Below are 20,643 nucleotides of genomic sequence, written 5' to 3'. Positions count from 1 at the left end.
AGACTGGACGGGCGGCCGAAAATACCGGGTCAGCAGCGGTTCAAGGTGCCAGACACTTTTCCAGGGGAAAAGATGTCCGGCACCGGTTTTGCCGGTTATTGCGCAGCGCTGTAACGCGAGCCCAGGTTGGCTTTCAGCTTCGTTTGCAGTTCGGGCAATTCGTTGATCGTCATGCCCAGGTCGTGCAGGTGGCCGTCGTTGATGCCGTAGACCCAGCCGTGCACGGAGAGTTGCTGGCCGCGGTCCCAGGCGTCCTGCACGATGGTGGTCGAGCAGACGTTGACCACCTGCTCCACCACGTTCAGCTCCACCAGCTTTTCGCTGCGCACGCGCTCGTCGAGCACGGTGCCCAGGTAGCGCTCGTGTTTCTGGCTCACGTCCTGCACATGGCGCAGCCAGTTGTCGACGAGGCCCACGCGGGCGCCGGTCAGCGCGGCGTGCACGCCCTTGCAGCCATAGTGGCCGACGATGATCACGTGCTTCACTTTCAGCACTTCGATCGCGAACTGCAGCACGGAGAGGCAGTTCAGGTCGGAGTGGACGACCACGTTGGCGATGTTACGGTGTACGAACACGTCGCCTGGCAGCAGGCCGAGCAGTTCGTTGGCGGGCACGCGGCTGTCCGAACAGCCGATCCACAGGTATTCCGGCGACGCCTGGTTGGCCAGGCGGTGGAAGAATTCCGGATCGCGCTGCACCATCGAGTCGGCCCAGCGGCGGTTGTTGTTCAGGAGTTCCCGCAGGTCGGAAGGCTTGGTATCGTTCATGAAGTTCCTTTCAGACGTGACAAGGCCGCCGGTTGCATGCCTCGCAACGCGGCGGCCGAAAATGCAGCTGCCAGTTTACCCGATCCGGATGGTGTCGGCCGAACGTACTTTTTTGGTAGCGGTCTCTTGCCGAGGGCTGCCGCCCGCGGCAACGAACTTACTCAAAAACTTACTCAAAAAAATCCTTGACCTTGTCCATCCAGCCCTTCGACTGCGGGCTGTGCTTCGAGCCGCCTTCGACGGTGGCGCGTTCGAACTCGCGCAGCAGTTCCTTCTGCTTGTCGGTCAGCTTGACCGGCGTTTCGACGGCCACGTGGCAGAACAGGTCGCCCGGATAACCCGAGCGCACGCCCTTGACGCCCTTGCCTTTCAGGCGGAACGTCTTGCCGGACTGGGTGCCTTCGGGCACGGTGAACGACACCTTGCCGGACAGGGTCGGCACTTCGATTTCGCCGCCCAGCGCCGCTTTCGCGAACGAGATCGGCATCTCGCAGTGCAGGTCGTCGCCTTCGCGCTGGAACACCGCGTGCGCCTTGATGTGGATTTCCACATACAGGTCGCCCGGCGGCCCGCCATTGGTCCCGGGTTCGCCGTTGCCGGACGAGCGGATGCGCATGCCGTTGTCGATCCCCGCCGGGATCTTCACTTCCAGCGTCTTGTTGCGCTTGATGCGGCCGGCACCCGCGCACGTAGGGCACGGTTCCGGGATGATCTTGCCGGTGCCGTGGCATTTCGGGCAGGTCTGCTGGATGCTGAAGAAGCCCTGCTGCATGCGCACCTGGCCGTGGCCGCCGCAAGTCGAGCAGGTGACCGGCGACGTGCCCGGCTTGGCGCCCGAGCCATGGCAGCTGTCGCACTTGTCCCAGGCCGGCACGCGGATCGTGGTGTCGAAGCCATGCGCGGCCTGCTCCAGCGTGATCTCGAGGTTGTAGCGCAGGTCCGCGCCGCGGTAGACCTGGGGGCCGCCGCCACCGCGCCGGCCGCCGCCGCCGCCGAAGATGTCGCCGAAGATGTCGCCGAACGCATCGCCGAAGCCGCCGGCGCCACCGAAGCCGCCGCCGCCCATGTTCGGGTCCACGCCGGCGTGACCGTAGCGGTCATAAGCCTCGCGCTTTTCCGGATTGGTCAGCATCTCGTAGGCTTCCTTGACCTCCTTGAATTTTTCTTCCGCCTCTTTGTTGTCCGGGTTGCGGTCCGGATGGTACTTCATCGCAAGCTTGCGATAAGCCTTCTTGATTTCTTCTTCGGAGGCATTTTTTGCCAGGCCGAGAATCTCGTAAAAATCACGCTTTGCCATATGCAGGCACCTAACTGAACTGAATAGAAGGGAAACTGTAACAGGACGCCGAGGTTGCTGCCACCTGCGGCCGCCACCCGCTGCTGATACCCGATGCCCCGGGAGCGTTGGCGTTGTGAAACAACCTCATAACCATACCGGTTATGCAAAAACGCCGAGCGGGCACCGTGCAACGGCAACTCCCCTCGGCGAGGCCGCATGCGCAGTCGGCGACTGCGCGTGCGGCCACTCTGGCGGCTAAGCCAGATTATTTGTTGTCTTTGACTTCCTTGAAATCGGCATCGACAACATCATCCTGCTGCGCACGGTTGTCCGCGCCGCCGGCCTGCTGGCCCGCACCCGGACCACCCGCCGCGCCGCCTTCCGCACCGCCGCCGGCCGCAGCCTGCTGCGCCTGCATGTCGGCGTACATCTTCTCGCCCAGCTTCTGCGCGGCTTCGGTCAGCGCGGCCACCTTGGCATCGATCGAGGACTTGTCGCCGGACTTGATCTCGCCTTCCACGTCGGTGATCGCCGCTTCGATCTTCGCCTTCTCGTCGGCACCCAGCTTGTCGCCGTATTCGGTCAGCGACTTGCGGGTGGAGTGCACCAGCGCATCAGCCTGATTGCGCGATTCGGCCAGCTCCTTCACCTTCTTGTCTTCTTCGGCATTCAGTTCGGCATCCTTCACCATCTTCTGGATTTCGTCTTCCGACAGGCCGGAGTTGGCCTTGATGGTGATCTTGTTTTCCTTGCCGGTGGCCTTGTCCTTCGCACCCACGTGCAGGATGCCGTTGGCGTCGATGTCGAAGGTCACTTCGATCTGCGGCGTGCCGCGCGATGCCGGCGGAATGCCTTCCAGGTTGAACTCGCCCAGCGCCTTGTTGCCGGCCGCGATTTCACGCTCGCCCTGGTAGACCTTGATGGTCACGGCGGGCTGGTTGTCGTCGGCGGTCGAGAACACTTGCGCGAACTTGGTCGGGATCGTGGTGTTCTTGTGAATCATCTTCGTCATCACGCCGCCCAGCGTTTCGATACCCAGCGACAGCGGGGTCACGTCCAGCAGCAGCAGATCCTTGCGCTCGCCCGACAGCACGGAGCCCTGGATCGCGGCACCGACAGCCACGGCTTCGTCAGGATTCACATCCTTGCGTGGATCCTTGCCGAAGAATTCGCGTACTTTTTCCTGCACTTTCGGCATACGGGTCATGCCGCCGACCAGGATGATGTCGTCGATGTCGGAAACCTTCACGCCCGCATCCTTGATGGCGGTGCGGCATGGCTCGATCGTGGCGGCGATCAGTTCCTCGACCAGCGATTCCAGCTTGGCGCGGGTGATCTTCAGGTTCAGGTGGACCGGAGCGCCGTTCGCCATGGCGATGTACGGCTCGTTGATCTCGGTCTGCTGCGACGACGACAGTTCGATCTTCGCGCGCTCGGCCGAAGCCTTGATGCGCTGCAGGGCGATCGGATCCTTCTTCAGGTCCAGGCCGTTGATCTTCTTGAACTCTTCGATGATGTAGTCGATCACGCGCTGGTCGAAGTCTTCGCCGCCCAGGAACGTGTCGCCGTTGGTCGACAGCACCTCGAACTGCTTTTCGCCATCCACGTCGGCGATCTCGATGATCGACACGTCGAACGTGCCGCCGCCCAGGTCATACACGGCGATCTTGCGGTCACCCTTGTCGGTCTTGTCCAGGCCGAAAGCCAGCGCGGCCGCGGTCGGCTCGTTGATGATGCGCTTGACATCCAGGCCCGCGATGCGGCCGGCGTCCTTGGTGGCCTGGCGCTGCGAATCGTTGAAGTAGGCCGGCACCGTGATCACGGCCTCGGTCACTTCCTCGCCCAGGTAGTCCTCGGCGGTCTTCTTCATCTTGCGCAGCACTTCGGCGGAGATCTGCGGCGGCGCCAGTTTCTTGTCGCGCACGCTGATCCAGGCATCGCCGTTGTCGGCCTTGTTGATCGAGTAAGGCATCAGGCCGATGTCCTTCTGGACTTCTTTCTCGTCGAACTTGCGCCCGATCAGGCGCTTGACTGCGAACAGCGTGTTCTTCGGGTTGGTGACGGCCTGGCGTTTCGCCGGCGCACCAACCAGGATCTCGCCATCTTCCTGGTAAGCGATGATCGAAGGCGTGGTACGCGCGCCTTCGGCGTTCTCGATGACCTTTGGCTGGCCATTCTCCATGATGGCGACGCAGGAGTTGGTCGTGCCCAGGTCGATACCGATCATTTTGCCCATGTTTGTTCTTCCTCGTAACTGATTAGTTTCTGAATGCTTCTTATATGCGGGAAAAGGCTTTGCTTTTCAAGTGCTTGCGGTTACTTCGGCTGGGCAGCCGTCACGATGGCGGGGCGCAGCAGGCGGTCCGCGATCGTGTAACCCTTTTGCAGCACGGCCACGACCGTGTTGGCTTCCTGCTCGGCCGGCACCATGGCCACGGCCTGGTGGCGGTTCGGGTCGAGCTTGTCGCCGGCGGCAGGTACCACTTCCAGCAGGCGGTTGCGCTCGAATGCCGAGTTCAGCTGCTTGAGCGTCATTTCCACGCCTTCCTTCAGCGACTCGATCGACGGCGTTTCCACTTTCAACGCCATTTCCAGGCTGTCCTTCACGGGCAGCAGGGCTTCGGCAAAGCTTTCCACGGCAAACTTGTGGGCTTTCGAGACATCTTCCTGGGCACGGCGGCGGATATTGTCCGCATCGGCCTTGGCACGCATGAAGGCGTCGTGCATCTCGGCCAGCTTGGCTTCGGTGACGGACAGCTGCTCTTCCAGGCTCGGGGTTGCTGCGGACTCGAACGGAGTTTCCTGCTGCGGAGCCTGTTGCTGCGTCTGGGCTGCCGGCTGTGCTTCCTCGGGATTCGGGATGGCCTGGTTTTCCTGGTCTTGCATCGTTTGACTCCTACAAATCGTGTTTGTTTGACATTGCCCTGACTGCACTGGCCGAATCTGGGGCTATCCCCTACCTTTTCAAGGGGCATTCCGCTCAGACAGGGCGTGATGCGATCCTGAAGGTTCGCCCGGCGCTTGACAAATGGCTGGCAAATCATGGCCGACAGGGTCTGCCGACCTGCTATTTTAACAGGCTGGCACTCCTCTCCCGCAAGTGCTAACAACCTGTTGGCAGCAATGTTGCGCGATCGCCGCGCGGCAAGGGAAAGATCTACTCGGTAGCGCCCAGGGCGATGGCGCGGTCGCGGCCGATGGCGGCGTCCTGCTGGCGCATGGCGCGCTGCGATGGGGAAACCATGGCCGGCCAGCCGATCATGTGCTGCTCGGCGATCTCGGCCAGCCCGGCGATCCAGGCCGGGCTTTCGTTCAGGCAAGGGATGTAATGAAACTCCTTGCCGCCGGCGGAAAGGAAGTCATGGCGCACTTCCATTGCGATTTCTTCCAGCGTCTCCAGGCAGTCGCTGGTGAAACCAGGGCAGATGACGTCGATGCTGCGCACGCCTTCCTGCGCCAGCTTCTGCACCGTGGGCGCGGTGTAGGGCTGCAGCCACTCGGCCTTGCCGAAGCGGGACTGGAACGTGACGATGTAGTCTTCCGGGCGCAGCTTCAGCGCGGTGGCCAGCAGGCGCGCCGTCTTGTGGCATTCGCAGTGGTACGGGTCGCCCAGCATCAGCGTGCGCTTGGGCACGCCATGGAAACTCATCACCAGCTTCTTGGCGCGGCCATGCTGCGCCCAGTGCGCCATCACGTTCTGGCGCAGCGCCTCGATATACATGTCGTGGTCGTGGTAGTTCTTCACCAGCCGCAGCTCGGGGATGTTGCGGATCTTGCGGTAGTGCCCGAACACGGCATCCCAGATCGAACCGGTGGTGGTGCCGGAGTATTGCGGATAGGCGGGCAGCACCACGATGCGGTCGCAGCCGTCGGCCTTCAGGCGGGCCAGCACGTCCGGCAGTGCCGGCGAGCCATAGCGCATCGCCATCGCCACCGTCACATCCTGGTGACCGCGCGCCTGCAGCGCTTCGTGCAGCAGCATCGCCTGGTTCTGGGTGTGGATGCGCAGCGGCGAGCCTTCCTCGGTCCAGATCGAGGCATATTTCTTGGCCGACTGGCCGGAGCGGAACGGCAGGATCACGCCGTTCAGGATACACCACCAGACGATCCGGGGAATTTCGACCACGCGCGGGTCGGACAGGAACTGCTTCAGGTAGCGGCGCACCGCGCCCCGCGTGGGCGCGTCGGGCGTGCCGAGGTTGACCAGCACGACGGCGCTGCCGCTGACGGCACCGTGCCGGTGAGGAGGTTCTTTCGCGAAAGCCATGGAATCTTGTCATCAATCGAGGGAGACCTTCGATTATATGCGGCCCGCCGCGCGGCCGCTTCGGCTCGCGTGCGGCCACGGCAGAGCTTGACGGCTGGGCCGCCGCGATCTTGCTCCGGACGAAAGTCAGGAAGCCAGCAGCTCGCGGGCGTGCTTGCGGGTAGTGGCGGTGATTTCGAGGCCGCCCAGCATGCGGGCGACTTCCTCGACGCGGGCTTTCGCATCGAGCACTTCGATGCGCGAGGCGGTCTTGCCGTTTTCCAGCGTGCTCTTGGCAACCTGGAAGTGGCTGTTGCCCTGGCTGGCCACCTGCGGCAAGTGGGTGACGCACAGCACCTGCCGCTCCTGGCCCAGGCGCTTCAGCAGCCGCCCCACCACTTCGGCCACGCCGCCGCCGATACCGCTGTCCACTTCGTCGAAGATGAGCGTGGGCACGGTGGTGGCGTTCGACGTGATCACGGAAATGGCGAGCGAGATCCGCGCCAGTTCGCCGCCGGAGGCCACCTTGGCCAGCGGCCGCGGCGCCACGCCGGCATGGCCGGCCACCATGAACTCCACCTGCTCCAGCCCCCTGGCCGAAGGTTCGGCCGGGTGCAGCGCCACCTCGAACCGCCCGCCCGTCATGTTCAGGTCCTGCATCGCCTTGGTGACCGCCTCGCCCAGCGCACGCGCGGCGGTGGCGCGCGTGGCGGACAGCTTCCGCGCCACCGCCAGGTACTCGTCCTTCAGCTTCGCCTCCTGCTTGCGCAGGCCTTCGATGTCGGTGGCATCGGCCAGCTGGCTCAACTGCGCGGTCAGCCGGGCGTGTTCGGCCGGCAGGTCGTCCGGGTCGACACGGAACTTGCGGGCCGACGAATGCAGCGCCTCCATCCGCGCATCGACTTCGCGCAGGCGCTCCGGGTCCAGTTCAACGCGGTCCAGGTACGTGTTCAGCGCATACGCCGATTCCTGCAGCTGGATGCGGGCCGATTCGATCAGGTCGAGTATCGGCTGCAGTTCGGCATCCACCGACACCAGCTTGGCCAGCTTCTGGTTCAGCGACGACAGCTGCGACACGATCGGCTGCTCGTCCGATTCGGAAATGACCGCCAGCGCTTCCTGCGCGCCTTCGAGCAGGCTGGCCGCGTGCGACAGCCGGCTGTGCTCGTTGCCGATCTCGGTCCACTCGCCCGGCTTCGGCGCCAGCTTGTCGAGCTCGCCCACCTGCCATTCGATGCGCTCGCGTTCGAGCAGCACGTTGGCGGCATTGGTTTCGAATTCCTGCAGCTGCTTGGCCAGCGCGCGCCATGCCTTGTAGGCCGTGGCGACATCCTTGCCGCTGGCGCCGGCCTGGCTGTCGAGCAGCTCGCGCTGCGCCTCGGTCTTGAGCAGCGACTGGTGCGCATGCTGGCCGTGGATGTCCACCAGCAGGTCGCCCAGCTCGCGCAACTGGCCGGCCGTGGCGGCGATGCCGTTGATGTAGGCCTTGGAACGGCCGGCGTTGTCGATCACGCGGCGCAGCAGCGCGCCGCCATCGTCGGCGGCGAACTCGTTGGCATCGAGCCAGTGCCGCGCCGCCGCGGAGAGCGCGAAATCGGCCGTGATGTTGGCCTTGGCCGCGCCTTCGCGCACCACGCTCGCATCGCCACGCCCGCCGAGCGCCAGCGTGAGCGCATCGATCAGGATCGACTTGCCGGCGCCCGTCTCGCCTGTAAACACCGTGAAGCCGGCGGAAAATTCCAGTTCGATGGAATCGACAATGACGAAATCGCGGATGGACAGTGTACGCAGCATAGATCGCGGTAAAGAGCTTCCAGTGTTGAATTCTTGCGTCAGATTTTCCCGTCCGTGGACGGGTACTCGTTCCAGTGCAGTTTTTCGCGCAGCGTGTTGTAGTAGCTCCAGCCTTCCGGATGCAGGAAGGTGATCGCGTGCGGCGAGCGCCGGATATGGATGCGGTCCTGCGGCATCAGGCTGGCGAACGTCTGCATGTCGAAGTTCACCGTGATGTCGCGCCCGCGGTTGATCTCGATGACGATCTCGCTCGAGTCGGGCAGCACGATCGGCCGGTTCGACAGCGCATGCGGCGCAATCGGCACCAGCACGATGCCGCCCAGCGTGGGATGCAGCAGCGGCCCGCCGGCCGACAGGGCGTAGGCCGTCGACCCGGTGGGCGTGGAAACGATCAGGCCATCCGAGCGCTGGTTGTACATGAAGTGATCGTCGACATCGACGCGCAGTTCCACCATGCCGCTGCCGGCGCCGCGCGCCACCACCACGTCGTTGACGGCCATCCCGAAGTGGATCGGCTTGCCGTTGCGCAGCACGCGCCCTTCGAGCAGCGTGCGGCGCTCCAGCTTGTGGGTGCCGGCAAGGATACGGCCCAGCACCGGCAGCATGCCTTCGCGCGGGATATCGGTCATGAAGCCCAGCCGGCCCTGGTTGATGCCGATCAGCGGTATCTCGAACGGCGCCAGCTGGCGGGCAATGCCCAGCATCGTGCCGTCGCCGCCCATGACGATCGCGCAATCGCATTTTTCGCCGATGCCCTGCGCGCTCATCGCGGGAATCTCCGGCATGTTCAGGTGCGCGGCCGTGTCCGCATCGAACACGACGCTGTAGCCGCCCTGGCGCAGGAAAGCGAGAACGTCGCGCACGGAATCTTCGATGCCGGCCGTATTGGGCCGGACGACCAGCGCGATCGTGTTGTACATGGCAGGGGTGGCGGGCATAGGGAGCTTTCGACGGGACAGATATATGCACGAGGCGTGCATGGCGAAGGGTACCTCATTTCAATGCCGTTTCGCCATGCAGCGCTCCCGCATCAACCCGGGGCACGCTCACGATTACTGTATATTTAACCAGTATAAGGCCCGGTGGTCAGTTGTGCAAGATGGGTGCCACGCGTCAGCGGGCGAGCGCGATACCGAGGAACATGGCCACCAGGACCGCCGCCGCCAGCGACAGCATATGCAGCGCCATCAGCGCCACCCAGCGCAGGGCGGTGCCCCACCGGCTTTTCCGGTAGACGCGACGCATTGCCCACGGCAGGTAGCCGAGCAGCCAGCAGAACAGCAGGAACTTGAAGAAACCGTCCGGCATCACCGCGAACGCGGTAAACATCACGAAGGCGAACGAGTTCACATGGAGCGCGAACAGCAGGTGTTCGCCATAACGCCGCCCCGTCCCCACGTAAAGCCCCTTCAGGTACAGGGCGAACAGGGGCATCAGGCAAAACATCGCATACGGCGCGTAGCGGAAGAAGCTGGCCGATAGCGCCTTGCCTTTCTCCTCGTTGCCCAGTTCGTCGAAGCGGTCGACGGCGTGTGCGACGGCCGGCCAGCCCTTCAGCTCTTGCGGCAGGCTGGCGCCGATTTCCAGCGTGTCGCCGCGTTCTGCCGGGCTTTTCTCGACGCCCCGGGCGGCGGGCGCGCCGGCGATCACGGCGGGCGCGGTATCGACCGTCGTGCTGAACACGCTGACGCCGGACACCTTGATCAGCGCAAAGAACAGGATCGATAGCGTGAGGTACAGGCGCAGCGGTTCCACGTAACGGCGGCGCCGGCCGGCCAGGTATTCGTTCGTCAGCGCGCCCGGCCGGAACAGCAGGCGCATGAACGTGCCCCACAATTTGCCCTCCAGTGCCACGTAATGGCTGATGAATTCATGCGCGAATTCCGTAAAGCTCGGCATGTGCAGCCGAGTTTCCTGGCCGCAGTGCGGGCAATAGTGGTCGGCCACGGCGGTGCCGCAGTTCCGGCAGTTCGCCGGCACGGCGTGGTCGGCCGCATGATGACCGGCTGCATCCGGGCCGGGCATGTGGTTCTGGAGGGGTTTCAAGCGGTTGCCTTTCGTTGGCGAAGCAGTCTTTCATGCTAACCACTTCATGGCAGGAATGCACTATGAAAATGGCAATAATGCAACACTCCCAAGCGGGCGACCACGATCGGGCGTAACCGATAACATGAGATTCAGCTAAGTAATTGGAGAGACGCATCATGAGTGAATCGAGAGAGCCGAACACGGTAGACCGCCAGGTCAATACCGAAGTCCACATCGACGACACGGCCGGCAAGCGGCTGCCGCACGAACGCGACCAGTCGCCCGAGGGCACGCAGCACCAGCCGGTGCGCAGCCGCATCGAGCAGGCCGGACGCGATATCGAAGCGGGCCTGGTCGACACCGACCTGCACCAGCAGGAAGCCGGCATCCAGAAAGCGCCGCCGGGCAATGCCGCGCCGGAAGCGGATCCGCTGCCGGTGATCAAGCGCGACTGAACCTGTTCCTTTCCCCGGACTGTTTCCCGGCCTGCTTGCCGGGATTTTTTTCCGGGTTCCATGTTCTTCCAACGCCTGCCGACACGACCATCATGAAACCGATCCTTGTTCTTGGCGCCCTGCTGGCCAGCGGCGCCGCCCTGGCCCAGTCCCCCGCCTCGCCTTCCGCACCGGCCGCCGCATCGACCGGCTTTCCCGCCGGCTGGGGCCCGAATCCCAAGTTGCCGGCACCGGAGAAGTCGCTGATCCCGACCGTGAACGTGGCGCCCACCGACGTGTGGAAAGGCGACGAGAAACCCGTGGCCGCGGCCGGCTTCACGGTCACCGCCTACGCCCGCGATCTCGACCACCCCCGCTGGCTGTACGTGCTGCCCAACGGCGACGTGCTGGTGGCCGAGACGAACGCGCCGCCGAAGCCGGAGGACAGCAAGGGCGTCAAGGGCGCGATCATGAAGCACATGCAGAAAAAGGCGGGGGCCGTTTCGCCGTCGGCGAACCGCATCACGCTGCTGCGCGGCGTGGACGCGAACGGCGCGGCGCAAACGCGCAGCGTGTTCCTGAAGAACCTGAGCTCGCCGTTCGGCATGGTGCTGGTGAACAAGGACTTCTATGTGGCGAACTCGGATGCCGTGGTGCGCTTCCCGTACGAGGAAGGCAAGACGGCCATCGCGGCATCGGGTGTGAAAGTGATGAGCCTGCCCGCCGGCCCGCTGAACCACCACTGGACGAAGAACATTACCGCCAGCCCGGACGGCAAGTTCCTGTACATGACCGTGGGCTCGAACTCGAACGTGGCCGAGAACGGCATCGACAAGGAGGAAGGCCGCGCCGCCATCTGGCAGCTAGAGCGCGCCACCGGCAAATCGCGGCTGTATGCCACGGGCCTGCGCAACCCGAACGGCATGGCGTGGGAACCGAAGACGAAGACGCTGTGGACCGTGGTCAACGAGCGCGACGAACTGGGCAACGACCTGGTGCCGGACTACCTGACCTCGGTGAAGGACGGCGGCTTCTACGGCTGGCCGTACAGCTGGTTCGGCCAGCATGTCGACACCCGCGTCGAGAAGCAGCGGCCGGACCTGGTCGCCAAGGCCATCGTGCCAGACTACGCGCTGGGCGGGCATACGGCATCGCTGGGCCTGGAGTTCTATACGGCCAGGCTGTTCCCCGCCAGCTACCAGGGTGGCGCGTTCATCGGCCAGCACGGCTCGTGGAACCGCAAGCCGCACAGCGGCTACAAGGTGGTGTTCGTGCCGTTCGCGGACGGCAAGCCTTCCGGCCCGCCGCAGGATTTCCTCACCGGGTTCCTCAGCAAGGAAGAACGCGCCAAGGGCCGCCCGGTCGGTGTCGCCGTGGCGAAGGATGGCGCGCTGCTGGTGGCCGATGACGTGGGCAACACGATCTGGCGCGTGGCGCCGGCGGGGCAATAACAGCAACCGGACTCCGGGCAAATACGAAAGCAACCGGCGCACAGGCGGCCGGTCGCTCTCGGCGAAGATCCGCGAAAACCCCTACAATCGCACCTTTGGCAACAACGAAAGACTACGGCAATGCGCATCCTGCATACCATGCTGCGGGTCGGTGACCTGCAGCGCTCCATCGATTTCTATACCAACGTGCTCGGCATGAAACTGCTGCGCACCAGCGACAATCCCGAGTACCAGTACACGCTGGCCTTCGTCGGCTACGGCAACAACCCGGATCACGCCGAGCTGGAACTGACGTACAACTACGGTACCGACAGCTACGACCTGGGCAACGCCTACGGCCATATCGCCATCTCTTCCGAGAACATCGTGGAAGCCTGCGCGGCGGTCAAGGCGAACGGCGGCAACGTGACCCGCGAGCCGGGCCCCGTGAAAGGCGGCACCACCGTGATCGCCTTCGTGACCGACCCGGACGGCTACAAGATCGAGCTGATCGAACGCTCGTTCGATGCCGAAGGCGGCGGCCTGCGCTGATTGTCGCGCAGCCCATGAAAAACGCCGGCCCGTGCATCGCACGGGCCGGCGTTTTTCATTGCTGGAAGCTGGATGGTGTCGGACACCACGCCGCAGGCGCGGATGCCGGACACCGGTTTTCGCCTCCCGGGCGGAGTCAGTTCGTCAGCAACGCATTCACCGGCGCCAGGTCCTCGTCCCGCAGCGTGCCGGCGGCCGCCTTCAGCCGCAGGCCGTTCATGATCGTGTCGTAGCGGGCCTTTGCCAGGTCGCGCTGCGTGGAGTACAGCTGGCGCTGCGCATTCAGCACGTCGATGTTGATCCGCACGCCCACCTGGTAGCCCAGCTTGTTCGATTCCAGCGCGGACTGGCTCGACACTTCCGCCGCCTGCAGCGCCCTGACCTGCGCCAGCCCGCTGTTGACGCCCAGGTAGGCCTGGCGGGCGCTCTGCGCGGCCGCACGCCGGTTCGCTTCCAGGTCGTTGCGTGATTTTTCTTCCAGGGCGATGGTTTCGCGCACCTTGCTGGTGACGGCGAAACCGTTGAAGATCGGCACCGTCCATGTCACGCCGACCGTCGTCCCGCGGGTGATGCCCAGGCCCGTCTGGCTGACGCGGTTGGAGTTGGCGGTGAAGTCCACCGTCGGCAGGTGGCCGGCGCGGTTGCGGGCGATCTCGCGCTTGGCGATTTCCACGCTCAGCCGCTGCAGCGCCACATTGAAGTTGTCCGCCTCGGCGGCCGAGATCCATGGCTCGATGTTGGCCGGTTCCGGCGGCGCGATCGTCACCCCGGCGCGCAACGTGGCCAGCGATGCCGGCGCGGTGCCGACGATCTGCTGCAGCGCGGTGCGCGCCACTTCGAGTGCGTTGATGGCGGCGAATTCCTGCGCCACCACCAGGTCGTACGCGGCTTGCGCTTCGTGGGTATCGGTAATGGTCTGCGTGCCGACTTCGAAGTTGCGCTTGGCCGATGCCAGCTGCTCGGTCGTGGCGGACTTTTGCGCCTGGATCGATGCCAGGTTGTCCTGCGCCGTCAGCACGTCGAAATAGGACTGGGCCACGCGCACGATCAGGTCCTGCCGGGCCTGCGCGAACTGTACTTCGGCCTGTGCCTGCGACAGCTTGCTTTGCTCGTAAGACTGCCATGCCGCGTAATCGAACAGCGGCTGTGACAGCGTCAAGCTGTAGGAATTCTGGTGGTTGTCGGAATCCGCCTTCTGTCCGGTCGGCGGCGTGGTCGTACCGTAGAAACGCGTGTGGTTGCCCTGCAGCGCAATCCCCGGCAACAATTGGGAACGCCCCTGGGTAATCCGTTCCTGCCCCACTGTCAGCGAATTGCGCGCGCTGGCATACGTGGCATCGTTTGCCAGCGCCTGCTGATAAACCTGGATCAGATCGGCCGCCTGCGCCGCTGGTGCATTCCATGTCAATGCGCCGGCGATCAGCATGGCGATAAGGGGTCTCTGCATTGCGTTCTCCGTTGGACTCGTCAAGGGTTGGTTCGTGTTGTTCTTTTCCCGGCCGCCGCGATGATCGCCTGCTCAGTACTTCGGCATCGATTCATCCACCTGCAATGCCCAGGCGTGTACGCCGCCCGTCAGGTTCGTGACTTTCTGGAAGCCGTGCCGCTCCAGGAACGCCGCCACCTGCAGGCTGCGCGCGCCGTGGTGGCAGATGCAGACGATTTCCGCATCCTCGTCCAGGTCGTCGATGCGGGCCGGGATGGACTGCATCGGCATCAGGGTCGCACCTTCGATATGGCAGGTGTCGAATTCCCAGTTCTCGCGCACGTCCAGCAGGAACGGGCGCGCGCGCTTGTCATCGGCCAGCCAGGCGGCCAGCTCGGGAGCGGTAATCTGTTGCATGGCCAGCTTTCAGAACGTGAAGTGCGATGGCGTGACGGCGGCCTGCAGCGGCTGCACGTCGGTCTCGAACAGCTTCTTCGTGTCGTAGCTGCCTTCGGCGGTGCGGGTGATCAGGTGCGCGGACATGACCGGCGATTCGCCGATGATCGCCAGGATGCGGCCTTCGGGCTTCACCTGCTGCAGCACCGATTCCGGCAGCACCGGCAGCGCGCCGGCAAACACGATCACGTCGAACGGGGCGCCGTTGGCCCAGCCCTGCGCGCCGTTGCCCAGTTCCACGGTCGCATTGGTGATGCCGTTCGCGGCCAGGTTCTTCTGTGCCAGTTCCTTCAGCGCCGGATCGATCTCGACCACGGTCACGTGACGGGCGCGGTGCGCCAGCAGCGCGGCCACATAGCCGCTGCCGGCACCGACCAGCAAAACGTTCTCATGCTTCTTCACGTGCACGTCCTGCACGATGCGCGCTTCGATCTTCGGGTTCAGCATCGAGGCGCCGCCCGGCAGCGGGATGGAAGTGTCGACAAAAGCCAGTTTCCTGTAGGCTTCCGGTACAAAATCCTCGCGTTTAACAACCATCAACAGATCGAGGATATCGGTGTCCAGCACGTCCCACGGACGAATCTGCTGTTCGATCATATTGAATCGGGCTTGTTCGATATTCATCTTTTAGACTTTAGTGAAGGAATAAGAATCCGTCATTTTATCGTTGAACTGGTCTGGACGGGATATTAACGATAACGACGGCGGGTGGCCTGAAATTGCGACAGTCTGCAGTTTGGCGGGGTTGAATGAACGAAATTGCGATGGCTGCGCACGAACTTGCGGCAGCCTTGCCGGTTCACGCCGGCCGTGCCATGCCGCGCTCGACCAGGCCGAGATAGACATCCATGAACGCTTCCGGGTCGACCGGCCCGCAGCACGGATCGAAGCTGTGCGCCCACAGCATCAGCATCGTGACGGGCGCCGTCAACACGCGCGTCATCATTTCCGCATCGACCGGCACGAATTCGCCACGCTCCACGCCGCGCTGCACAATGGAGGCGATCAGCGCATGGCCGCGCGCGATCACTTCCTCATTGTAAAACCGGGCAATTTCAGGAAAATTACCGGCTTCGGCCACCATCAGCTTGGCCAGCCCGGAGGCGCGCGTGGAGGCCACATCGGCCCACCAGCGGCGCAGCATCGCGCGCAGCAGCTCGCTGCAGGAAGTGCTGTCGGCGGCGGCGACATCGCTCTCCGCCTTGCCGATCACTCCCACGATATTCTCGCGAACGACGGCCTTGAACAGCTCTTCCTTGTTTTCGAAATAGAGATAGAGCGTGCCTTTCGACACGCCGGCGCGACGCGCCACGTCTTCCAGGCGGGTGGCGGCGTAGCCGCGGTCCACGAACAGGTCCAGCGCGGCGGCCAGCAGTTCCTGCGGCCGGGCGTCCTTGCGGCGCTCCCAGCGCGGTTTCGTGTCGGATTGCATAGAGGGATTGCTTTGCTAATACTTGGCTGTTACGGGGCTGCCTGCTGCTTGCTTGACACTTTTTCGACGCTTGTTTTGACGCTTGTCGTGACGCTTGCTTGCAATTACCCGCCCCTTTACTTACTGGCGGGTCAGTAAATGATAGACCTGCACTAAAGCAACGTCAAGGTTGCGTCTCCCTGCACTAAGGGCGATGCGTGATCCGGCTGCGCTCCGGATTGGCGGAAAATTCGGCGCCGCGGTGCACCGTTTCCAGCTGGCCGGACGGAAATGCCTGCTCGTGCTCGCCTTCGTCGTCGTTCCAGCGGCAGCGGATATCGTCGCCCCGCACGGCGATGACGATCATCTGCTGGTGCCAGCCGATCGGCCGCACCACGTCGCCTGCTTTCGGTCGTTCGCGGTCCATGGTGATCTCCGTGGTTTTTCCTGTACCGGCAATCCTAATCCAGCCGGCCGCATCGTGACGTACCGAACGGTAACGCACGGCCGTGCCGACGTATCATCGGGCAAGTCTTTTGCCGGGAGATAGTGTTGCCGTCCAGGGATCCCCTCTTGCGCCTGCGGCGCATCCGCCGCATTGCCACCTGCCTGCTGGCCGCCATGGCCGGGGTTTTCGTGACCGCCAGGCTGTTGCAGCCGGATTACCCGTGGCTGGGCTTCGTGGCCGCTTTCGCCGAAGCGGCGATGGTGGGCGGCCTGGCCGACTGGTTCGCCGTCACCGCCCTGTTCCGCCATCCGCTCGGCCTGCCGATCCCGCACACCGCCATCATCCCCCGCAACAAGGACCGGATCGGCGCCAACATCGCCGAATTCCTGGAACATAACTTCATCACGCCGGAAGTGGTGCGAAACGAGCTGAAGGACGTGGATTTCGCCGGAACCTGCGCACGCTGGCTGGTCGACGACACCAACAACCGCGCCGTGGCCGAACGCATCGTCGGCACCATTCCCGCGGTGCTGAACATGATCGAGGACCGCGACGCCGCCAGTTTCGTCGGCGGCACGCTGGCCTCCAGCCTGAAGGATGTCAGGCTGGCGCCCCTGATGGGCCAGGTGCTGTCGGTACTGGTGGCGAACGGCCAGCACGTGCGCCTGCTGCAGAAGGTGCTGGGCCTGGTCGCCGCCGCGCTGGAGGAAAACCGTGGCTATATCCGCCAGAAGGTGCACGACCACAGCCCGAAGTGGATACCGAAGATGGTCGACGAAAAATTCTTCGAGCGGCTGATGGACGGCATCGGCAGCATCCTCGACGACATGGCCGATGAAGACGGCGAATGGCGCGCCCGCTTCCACGACGCGATCACGGAGCTGATCGCGAAGCTAGAAGAATCGCCCGAATACGAACAGAAGCTGCGCGCCCTGCTGACGCGCGGGCTAACGCACCCGCTGTTCCGCGAATACGTGTCCGGCGTGTGGGGCGACATTCGCATCCGGCTGCTGGCGGCCAGCGAATCGCCCGAATCGCGGCTGCTGCTGCGCACCCAGGGCGCGCTGCGCATTTTCGCCACCGCGCTGGAGCAGAACGCCACGGTGCGGGCCAAGCTGAACGAGTGGCTGAAAAGCTTCGCCGCCGAGGCGATCGTCGAGCGGCGCGGGCTGATCGTGGCGGTGGTGCAGAAGGTGATCGACAAGTGGGATGCCGAAACGATTTCGCAGAAGCTGGAGCTGCAGGTGGGCAGCGACCTGCAGTTCATCCGCATCAACGGCACGCTGGTCGGCGGTGTCGTGGGCGTGCTGCTGTATTCGATTTCGCTGCTGCTGGGCGGGCACTGAGCGGGGTACAATAGCCGGCTTTCTCCAGCGCCCCTGTCCCGCCCTTGCCCCGTTCTTGCACACTACCGCCCGCCCGACCATGAACTGCCGCGACCATTGCGGTGCCTGCTGCACCGCGCCCTCGATTACCAGCCCGCTTCCCGGCATGCCGAACGGCAAGCCCGCCGGCGTGCGCTGCGTGCAGCTCGATGACGACAACCGGTGCCGCGTGTTCGGCAAGCCGGAGCGGCCGGCGTTTTGCGGCGGCCTGCAGCCAGCGGCCGACATGTGCGGCGACAGCCGCGAGCATGCGATGGTGTGGCTGGCGGAGCTGGAGCGGGCGACCGCGCCGGCTTGAGCACGCTTATTCGTAAACTTTCCCGCAATATAGAAAAGTCGCGAACTTTTTCCAGGGCGAGGCAGAATCAAGCCCCTGCCGCGCACCGAAATCGGATTCCTCCGCCCAGGCATGTGCTGACTCCAGAAACCCTTCTATTGTTTCATTGCTCCAGCCGTTCTCAACGTCATCGCTGTTGTCGGCGGCAGATTTGTTCACAGCAGCATGACGGTCCTTCGTCAAAGCATGCACGAACGCCAGAAATGTGTGCTCGTCATTGACCGCATGAAGGTAGTCCATCAAGTTCATCTTATGGCTCCTAAGTCGTCGCCCGCTCCACGATCGTAAACCCCACATCGCACACCGGCTCCGCCACCACCAGCCCGTCGGCGCGCTGCATGATGTACTGCGCGGCGGTGTGCCCGATCAGCGTGCCGTCGACCCGCACGGTGGTCAGCGCCGGGTGCAGCTCGCGCGACATGGCGAGGTCGCCCAGCCCGATGATGGCCAGCTGGTCCGGCACCCTGATGCCCTGTGCCTGGGCCTCGGTCAGCACGCCGAGCGCCACCATGTCGGAGCTGCAGAAGATCGCGTCGAGCGACGGGTCTTTCGCCAGCAGCGCGCGCAGGCCTTCGCGGCCGCTGGCCACGGAACTGGGCGCCGGCACCATGTGGGTCGGTACCACGTCCGCTCCCAGCGCCTGGGCGGCGTTGGCGAAGGCAAGGTTGCGGCGGATTGCGCGTTCGTCGTCGGCGCTGATGCAGGCCATGCGGCGCCGGCCGCGCCTGTGCAGGAACTGCGCCACGGCGGCGCCCACCTTCTCGTGCGAAAAACCCACCAGCATGTCGACCGGCGTCGGCGTCAGGTCCCATGTCTCGACGACGGGAATGCCGCTGGCCACCAGCCGGCGCCGCGCCAGCGTGGAGTGCATGATGCCGGTGAGGATCACGCCGTCCGGGCGGCGGCCGATGATCGTTTCCAGCAGCGCGTCCTCGCGCGAGCCGTGGTAGCCGGACTGGCCCAGCATCATCTGGTAGCCGTTGGCCGCCAGCGTCTCGGTCAGCGCCTGTACCGTCTCCAAGAACACCGAGCCGGTAATGGTCGGCACCACGGCGGCCACCAGTCGCGAGCGGCGCGACGCGAGGCCGCCGGCGAGCAGGTTCGGCACGTAGCCGGTGCGCTCGACGGCATCCTTCACGCGCCGCAGGATCTCGTCCGACACCGCGTCGGGCGTGTTCAACGCGCGCGACGCGGTGATCGGCGCCACGTTGGCCAGCCGGGCCACGTCGCGCAGCGTCAGGCCGAGGCCCTTGCGGCGGCGCCTGCCCGGCATGTTGCCGGCGTCCTTGTCGGCGTGCTTGTCGGTGTCCGCCATCAGCGCACCAGGCATGGACGTTTGCTGTCGAACTGCCAGCCCGGCACCAGGAACTGCATCGCGGCCGCGTCGTTGCGCGCGCCCAGGCCCATGCCCAGGTAGCGCCGGTGCGCCGCTTCCACTTCGTCCATGTCCAGTTCCACGCCCAGGCCCGGCGTCTTCGGCACGTCGACCAGGCCGCCCACGATCCGCAGCGGTTCCTTCGTGAGGCGCTGGCCGTCCTGCCAGATCCAGTGCGTGTCGATGGCGGTGATGTTGCCCGGCGCCGCCGCGGCCACGTGGGTGAACATCGCCAGCGACACGTCGAAATGGTTGTTCGAATGCGAACCCCACGTGAGGCCGAATGCCTGGCACAGCTGCGCCACGCGCACCGAACCCTGCATCGTCCAGAAGTGCGGATCGGCCAGCGGGATCGTCACGGACTGCAGGGCGATGGCATGGCTCATCTCGCGCCAGTCGGTGGCGATCATGTTGGTCGCCGTCGGCAGGCCGGTCGCGCGGCGGAACTCGGCCATCACCTCGCGGCCCGAGTAGCCGTTCTCCGGACCGCACGGGTCTTCCGCATAGGCCAGCACGTCGCCCTTGTCGCGGCACAGGCGGATCGCATCCTCCAGCAGCCAGCCGCCGTTCGGGTCCAGCGTGATGCGCGCTTCGGGGAAGCGTTCCGCCAGCGCCGTCACCGCTTCGATTTCCTCCTCGCCGCGCAGCACGCCGCCTTTCAGCTTGAAGTCGCGGAAGCCATAGCGATCGTACGCCGCATCCGCCAGCGCCACGATCGCCTCGGGCGTCAAGGCTTCTTCATGGCGCAGCCGGCTCCAGGCATCCGGCGCATCCGGTTCGCTGGCGTACGGCAGGTCGGTTTTATGCTTGTCGCCGATGTAGAACAGGTAGCCCAGGATCGGCACCTGGTCGCGTTGCTGCCCCTCTCCCAGCAGCGCCGCCACCGGCACGCCGAGGAACTGGCCCAGCAAATCGAGCAGTGCGCATTCGATGGCCGTCACCGCATGGATCGCCACGCGCAGGTCGAACGTCTGCACGCCGCGGCCGCCCGCATCGCGGCTGGCGAACGCCGTGCGGGCCGAGTTCAGCACCGCGTTATAGTCGCCGACCGGGCGGCCGACGATCAGCGCCTGCGCATCTTCCAGCGTCTTGCGGATCGCTTCGCCGCCCGGCACTTCGCCCACGCCCTGCCTGCCAGAACTGTCGGTGAGGATCAGCAGGTTGCGGGTGAAGAAAGGCGCGTGCGCGCCGGACAGGTTCAGCAGCATGCTGTCCCGCCCCGCGACGGGGATCACGCGGACCGAGGTGATGACGGGGGTATCGTTCATGGTGTCT

General features: G+C 64.6%; 21 protein-coding genes. 5 read left to right on the top strand and 16 right to left on the bottom strand.

Translation table 11 applies throughout. The features are described 5' to 3' along the window. Nucleotides 1–95 precede the first annotated feature (95 nt). From can to GJV26_RS16140, 8 genes are all read right to left on the bottom strand, one after another. The gene (can, locus tag GJV26_RS16175) at nt 96–767 is read right to left on the bottom strand and encodes a carbonate dehydratase (protein WP_155709725.1); all 672 of its coding nucleotides are present in this window, start codon (nt 765–767) and stop codon (nt 96–98) included. 169 nt (nt 768–936) lie between these two features. Continuing rightward, complete coding sequence (dnaJ, locus tag GJV26_RS16170; protein ID WP_155709724.1) at nt 937–2,064, bottom strand: molecular chaperone DnaJ; 1,128 nt, start codon at nt 2,062–2,064, stop codon at nt 937–939. A 247-nt stretch (nt 2,065–2,311) separates the two neighbouring features. Next, nucleotides 2,312–4,282 carry a molecular chaperone DnaK gene (dnaK, locus tag GJV26_RS16165; RefSeq protein ID WP_155709723.1) on the bottom strand — a complete coding sequence of 657 codons (1,971 nt, stop codon included), beginning with the start codon at nt 4,280–4,282 and terminating at the stop codon, nt 2,312–2,314. A gap of 80 nt (nt 4,283–4,362) precedes the next feature. Further along, nucleotides 4,363–4,932, bottom strand: a complete 570-nt coding sequence (gene grpE, locus GJV26_RS16160) for a nucleotide exchange factor GrpE (RefSeq protein ID WP_155709722.1) — start codon at nt 4,930–4,932, stop codon at nt 4,363–4,365. A 271-nt stretch (nt 4,933–5,203) separates the two neighbouring features. Further along, the gene (hemH, locus tag GJV26_RS16155) at nt 5,204–6,313 is read right to left on the bottom strand and encodes a ferrochelatase (protein ID WP_155709721.1); all 1,110 of its coding nucleotides are present in this window, start codon (nt 6,311–6,313) and stop codon (nt 5,204–5,206) included. 126 nt (nt 6,314–6,439) lie between these two features. After that, on the bottom strand, nt 6,440–8,086 hold the full coding sequence (gene recN, locus GJV26_RS16150; protein ID WP_155709720.1) for a DNA repair protein RecN: 1,647 nt from the start codon (nt 8,084–8,086) through the stop codon (nt 6,440–6,442). A 38-nt stretch (nt 8,087–8,124) separates the two neighbouring features. Next, nucleotides 8,125–9,024 carry an NAD kinase gene (locus GJV26_RS16145; RefSeq protein ID WP_155709719.1) on the bottom strand — a complete coding sequence of 300 codons (900 nt, stop codon included), beginning with the start codon at nt 9,022–9,024 and terminating at the stop codon, nt 8,125–8,127. A gap of 175 nt (nt 9,025–9,199) precedes the next feature. Further along, on the bottom strand, nt 9,200–10,132 hold the full coding sequence (locus GJV26_RS16140; protein WP_229419323.1) for a DUF3667 domain-containing protein: 933 nt from the start codon (nt 10,130–10,132) through the stop codon (nt 9,200–9,202). A 158-nt stretch (nt 10,133–10,290) separates the two neighbouring features. Between GJV26_RS16140 and GJV26_RS16135 the strand changes: the two genes are divergently transcribed. The 3 genes from GJV26_RS16135 to gloA all read left to right on the top strand — a co-directional run bounded on the left by GJV26_RS16135 (nt 10,291) and on the right by gloA (nt 12,530). After that, on the top strand, nt 10,291–10,569 hold the full coding sequence (locus GJV26_RS16135; protein WP_155709718.1) for a hypothetical protein: 279 nt from the start codon (nt 10,291–10,293) through the stop codon (nt 10,567–10,569). A gap of 92 nt (nt 10,570–10,661) precedes the next feature. Next, nucleotides 10,662–11,999, top strand: coding sequence for a PQQ-dependent sugar dehydrogenase (locus GJV26_RS16130; protein ID WP_155709717.1), 1,338 nt, complete (start codon nt 10,662–10,664; stop codon nt 11,997–11,999). Between the two features lie 120 nt (nt 12,000–12,119). Next, nucleotides 12,120–12,530: a lactoylglutathione lyase gene (gene gloA, locus GJV26_RS16125; protein WP_155709716.1), complete on the top strand. Its 411-nt coding sequence runs from the start codon at nt 12,120–12,122 to the stop codon at nt 12,528–12,530. A 136-nt stretch (nt 12,531–12,666) separates the two neighbouring features. Here gloA and GJV26_RS16120 read toward each other — a convergent pair whose 3' ends face one another. The 5 genes from GJV26_RS16120 to GJV26_RS16100 all read right to left on the bottom strand — a co-directional run bounded on the left by GJV26_RS16120 (nt 12,667) and on the right by GJV26_RS16100 (nt 16,250). After that, complete coding sequence (locus tag GJV26_RS16120; RefSeq protein WP_155709715.1) at nt 12,667–13,977, bottom strand: TolC family outer membrane protein; 1,311 nt, start codon at nt 13,975–13,977, stop codon at nt 12,667–12,669. 72 nt (nt 13,978–14,049) lie between these two features. After that, entirely contained in the window at nt 14,050–14,373 is a 324-nt protein-coding gene (locus GJV26_RS16115) for a rhodanese-like domain-containing protein (RefSeq protein WP_155709714.1), read from the bottom strand. Between the two features lie 9 nt (nt 14,374–14,382). After that, nucleotides 14,383–15,036: a protein-L-isoaspartate O-methyltransferase family protein gene (locus tag GJV26_RS16110; RefSeq protein ID WP_155709713.1), complete on the bottom strand. Its 654-nt coding sequence runs from the start codon at nt 15,034–15,036 to the stop codon at nt 14,383–14,385. 175 nt (nt 15,037–15,211) lie between these two features. Beyond that, nucleotides 15,212–15,844 carry a TetR/AcrR family transcriptional regulator gene (locus GJV26_RS16105; RefSeq protein ID WP_155709712.1) on the bottom strand — a complete coding sequence of 211 codons (633 nt, stop codon included), beginning with the start codon at nt 15,842–15,844 and terminating at the stop codon, nt 15,212–15,214. A 184-nt stretch (nt 15,845–16,028) separates the two neighbouring features. Further along, nucleotides 16,029–16,250 (bottom strand): hypothetical protein, encoded by a 222-nt coding sequence (locus GJV26_RS16100; RefSeq protein ID WP_155709711.1) that lies wholly within the window; start codon nt 16,248–16,250, stop codon nt 16,029–16,031. 125 nt (nt 16,251–16,375) lie between these two features. Between GJV26_RS16100 and GJV26_RS16095 the strand changes: the two genes are divergently transcribed. Beyond that, complete coding sequence (locus GJV26_RS16095) at nt 16,376–17,617, top strand: DUF445 domain-containing protein (RefSeq protein WP_229419322.1); 1,242 nt, start codon at nt 16,376–16,378, stop codon at nt 17,615–17,617. Between the two features lie 79 nt (nt 17,618–17,696). Then, nucleotides 17,697–17,954: a YkgJ family cysteine cluster protein gene (locus tag GJV26_RS16090; protein ID WP_155709710.1), complete on the top strand. Its 258-nt coding sequence runs from the start codon at nt 17,697–17,699 to the stop codon at nt 17,952–17,954. A 6-nt stretch (nt 17,955–17,960) separates the two neighbouring features. On the opposite strand, the gene GJV26_RS16085 is transcribed toward GJV26_RS16090, so the two are convergent. The 3 genes from GJV26_RS16085 to gudD are packed head-to-tail and all read right to left on the bottom strand — an operon-like array spanning nt 17,961 to nt 20,636. After that, nucleotides 17,961–18,242 (bottom strand): DUF7660 family protein, encoded by a 282-nt coding sequence (locus GJV26_RS16085; protein WP_155709709.1) that lies wholly within the window; start codon nt 18,240–18,242, stop codon nt 17,961–17,963. A gap of 10 nt (nt 18,243–18,252) precedes the next feature. Then, nucleotides 18,253–19,308: a LacI family DNA-binding transcriptional regulator gene (locus tag GJV26_RS16080; protein WP_155712523.1), complete on the bottom strand. Its 1,056-nt coding sequence runs from the start codon at nt 19,306–19,308 to the stop codon at nt 18,253–18,255. Beyond that, nucleotides 19,308–20,636, bottom strand: coding sequence for a glucarate dehydratase (gudD, locus tag GJV26_RS16075; protein ID WP_229419321.1), 1,329 nt, complete (start codon nt 20,634–20,636; stop codon nt 19,308–19,310). Before gudD ends, GJV26_RS16080 begins: the two co-directional genes overlap by 1 nt. Nucleotides 20,637–20,643: the final 7 nt, after the last annotated feature.

The sequence above is a fragment of the Pseudoduganella dura genome (assembly GCF_009727155.1).
Taxonomy (GTDB): domain Bacteria; phylum Pseudomonadota; class Gammaproteobacteria; order Burkholderiales; family Burkholderiaceae_D; genus Rugamonas; species Rugamonas dura.
Note: the sequence above shows the minus strand (reverse complement) of the source record. Positions and strands in the feature narration are given on the sequence as shown.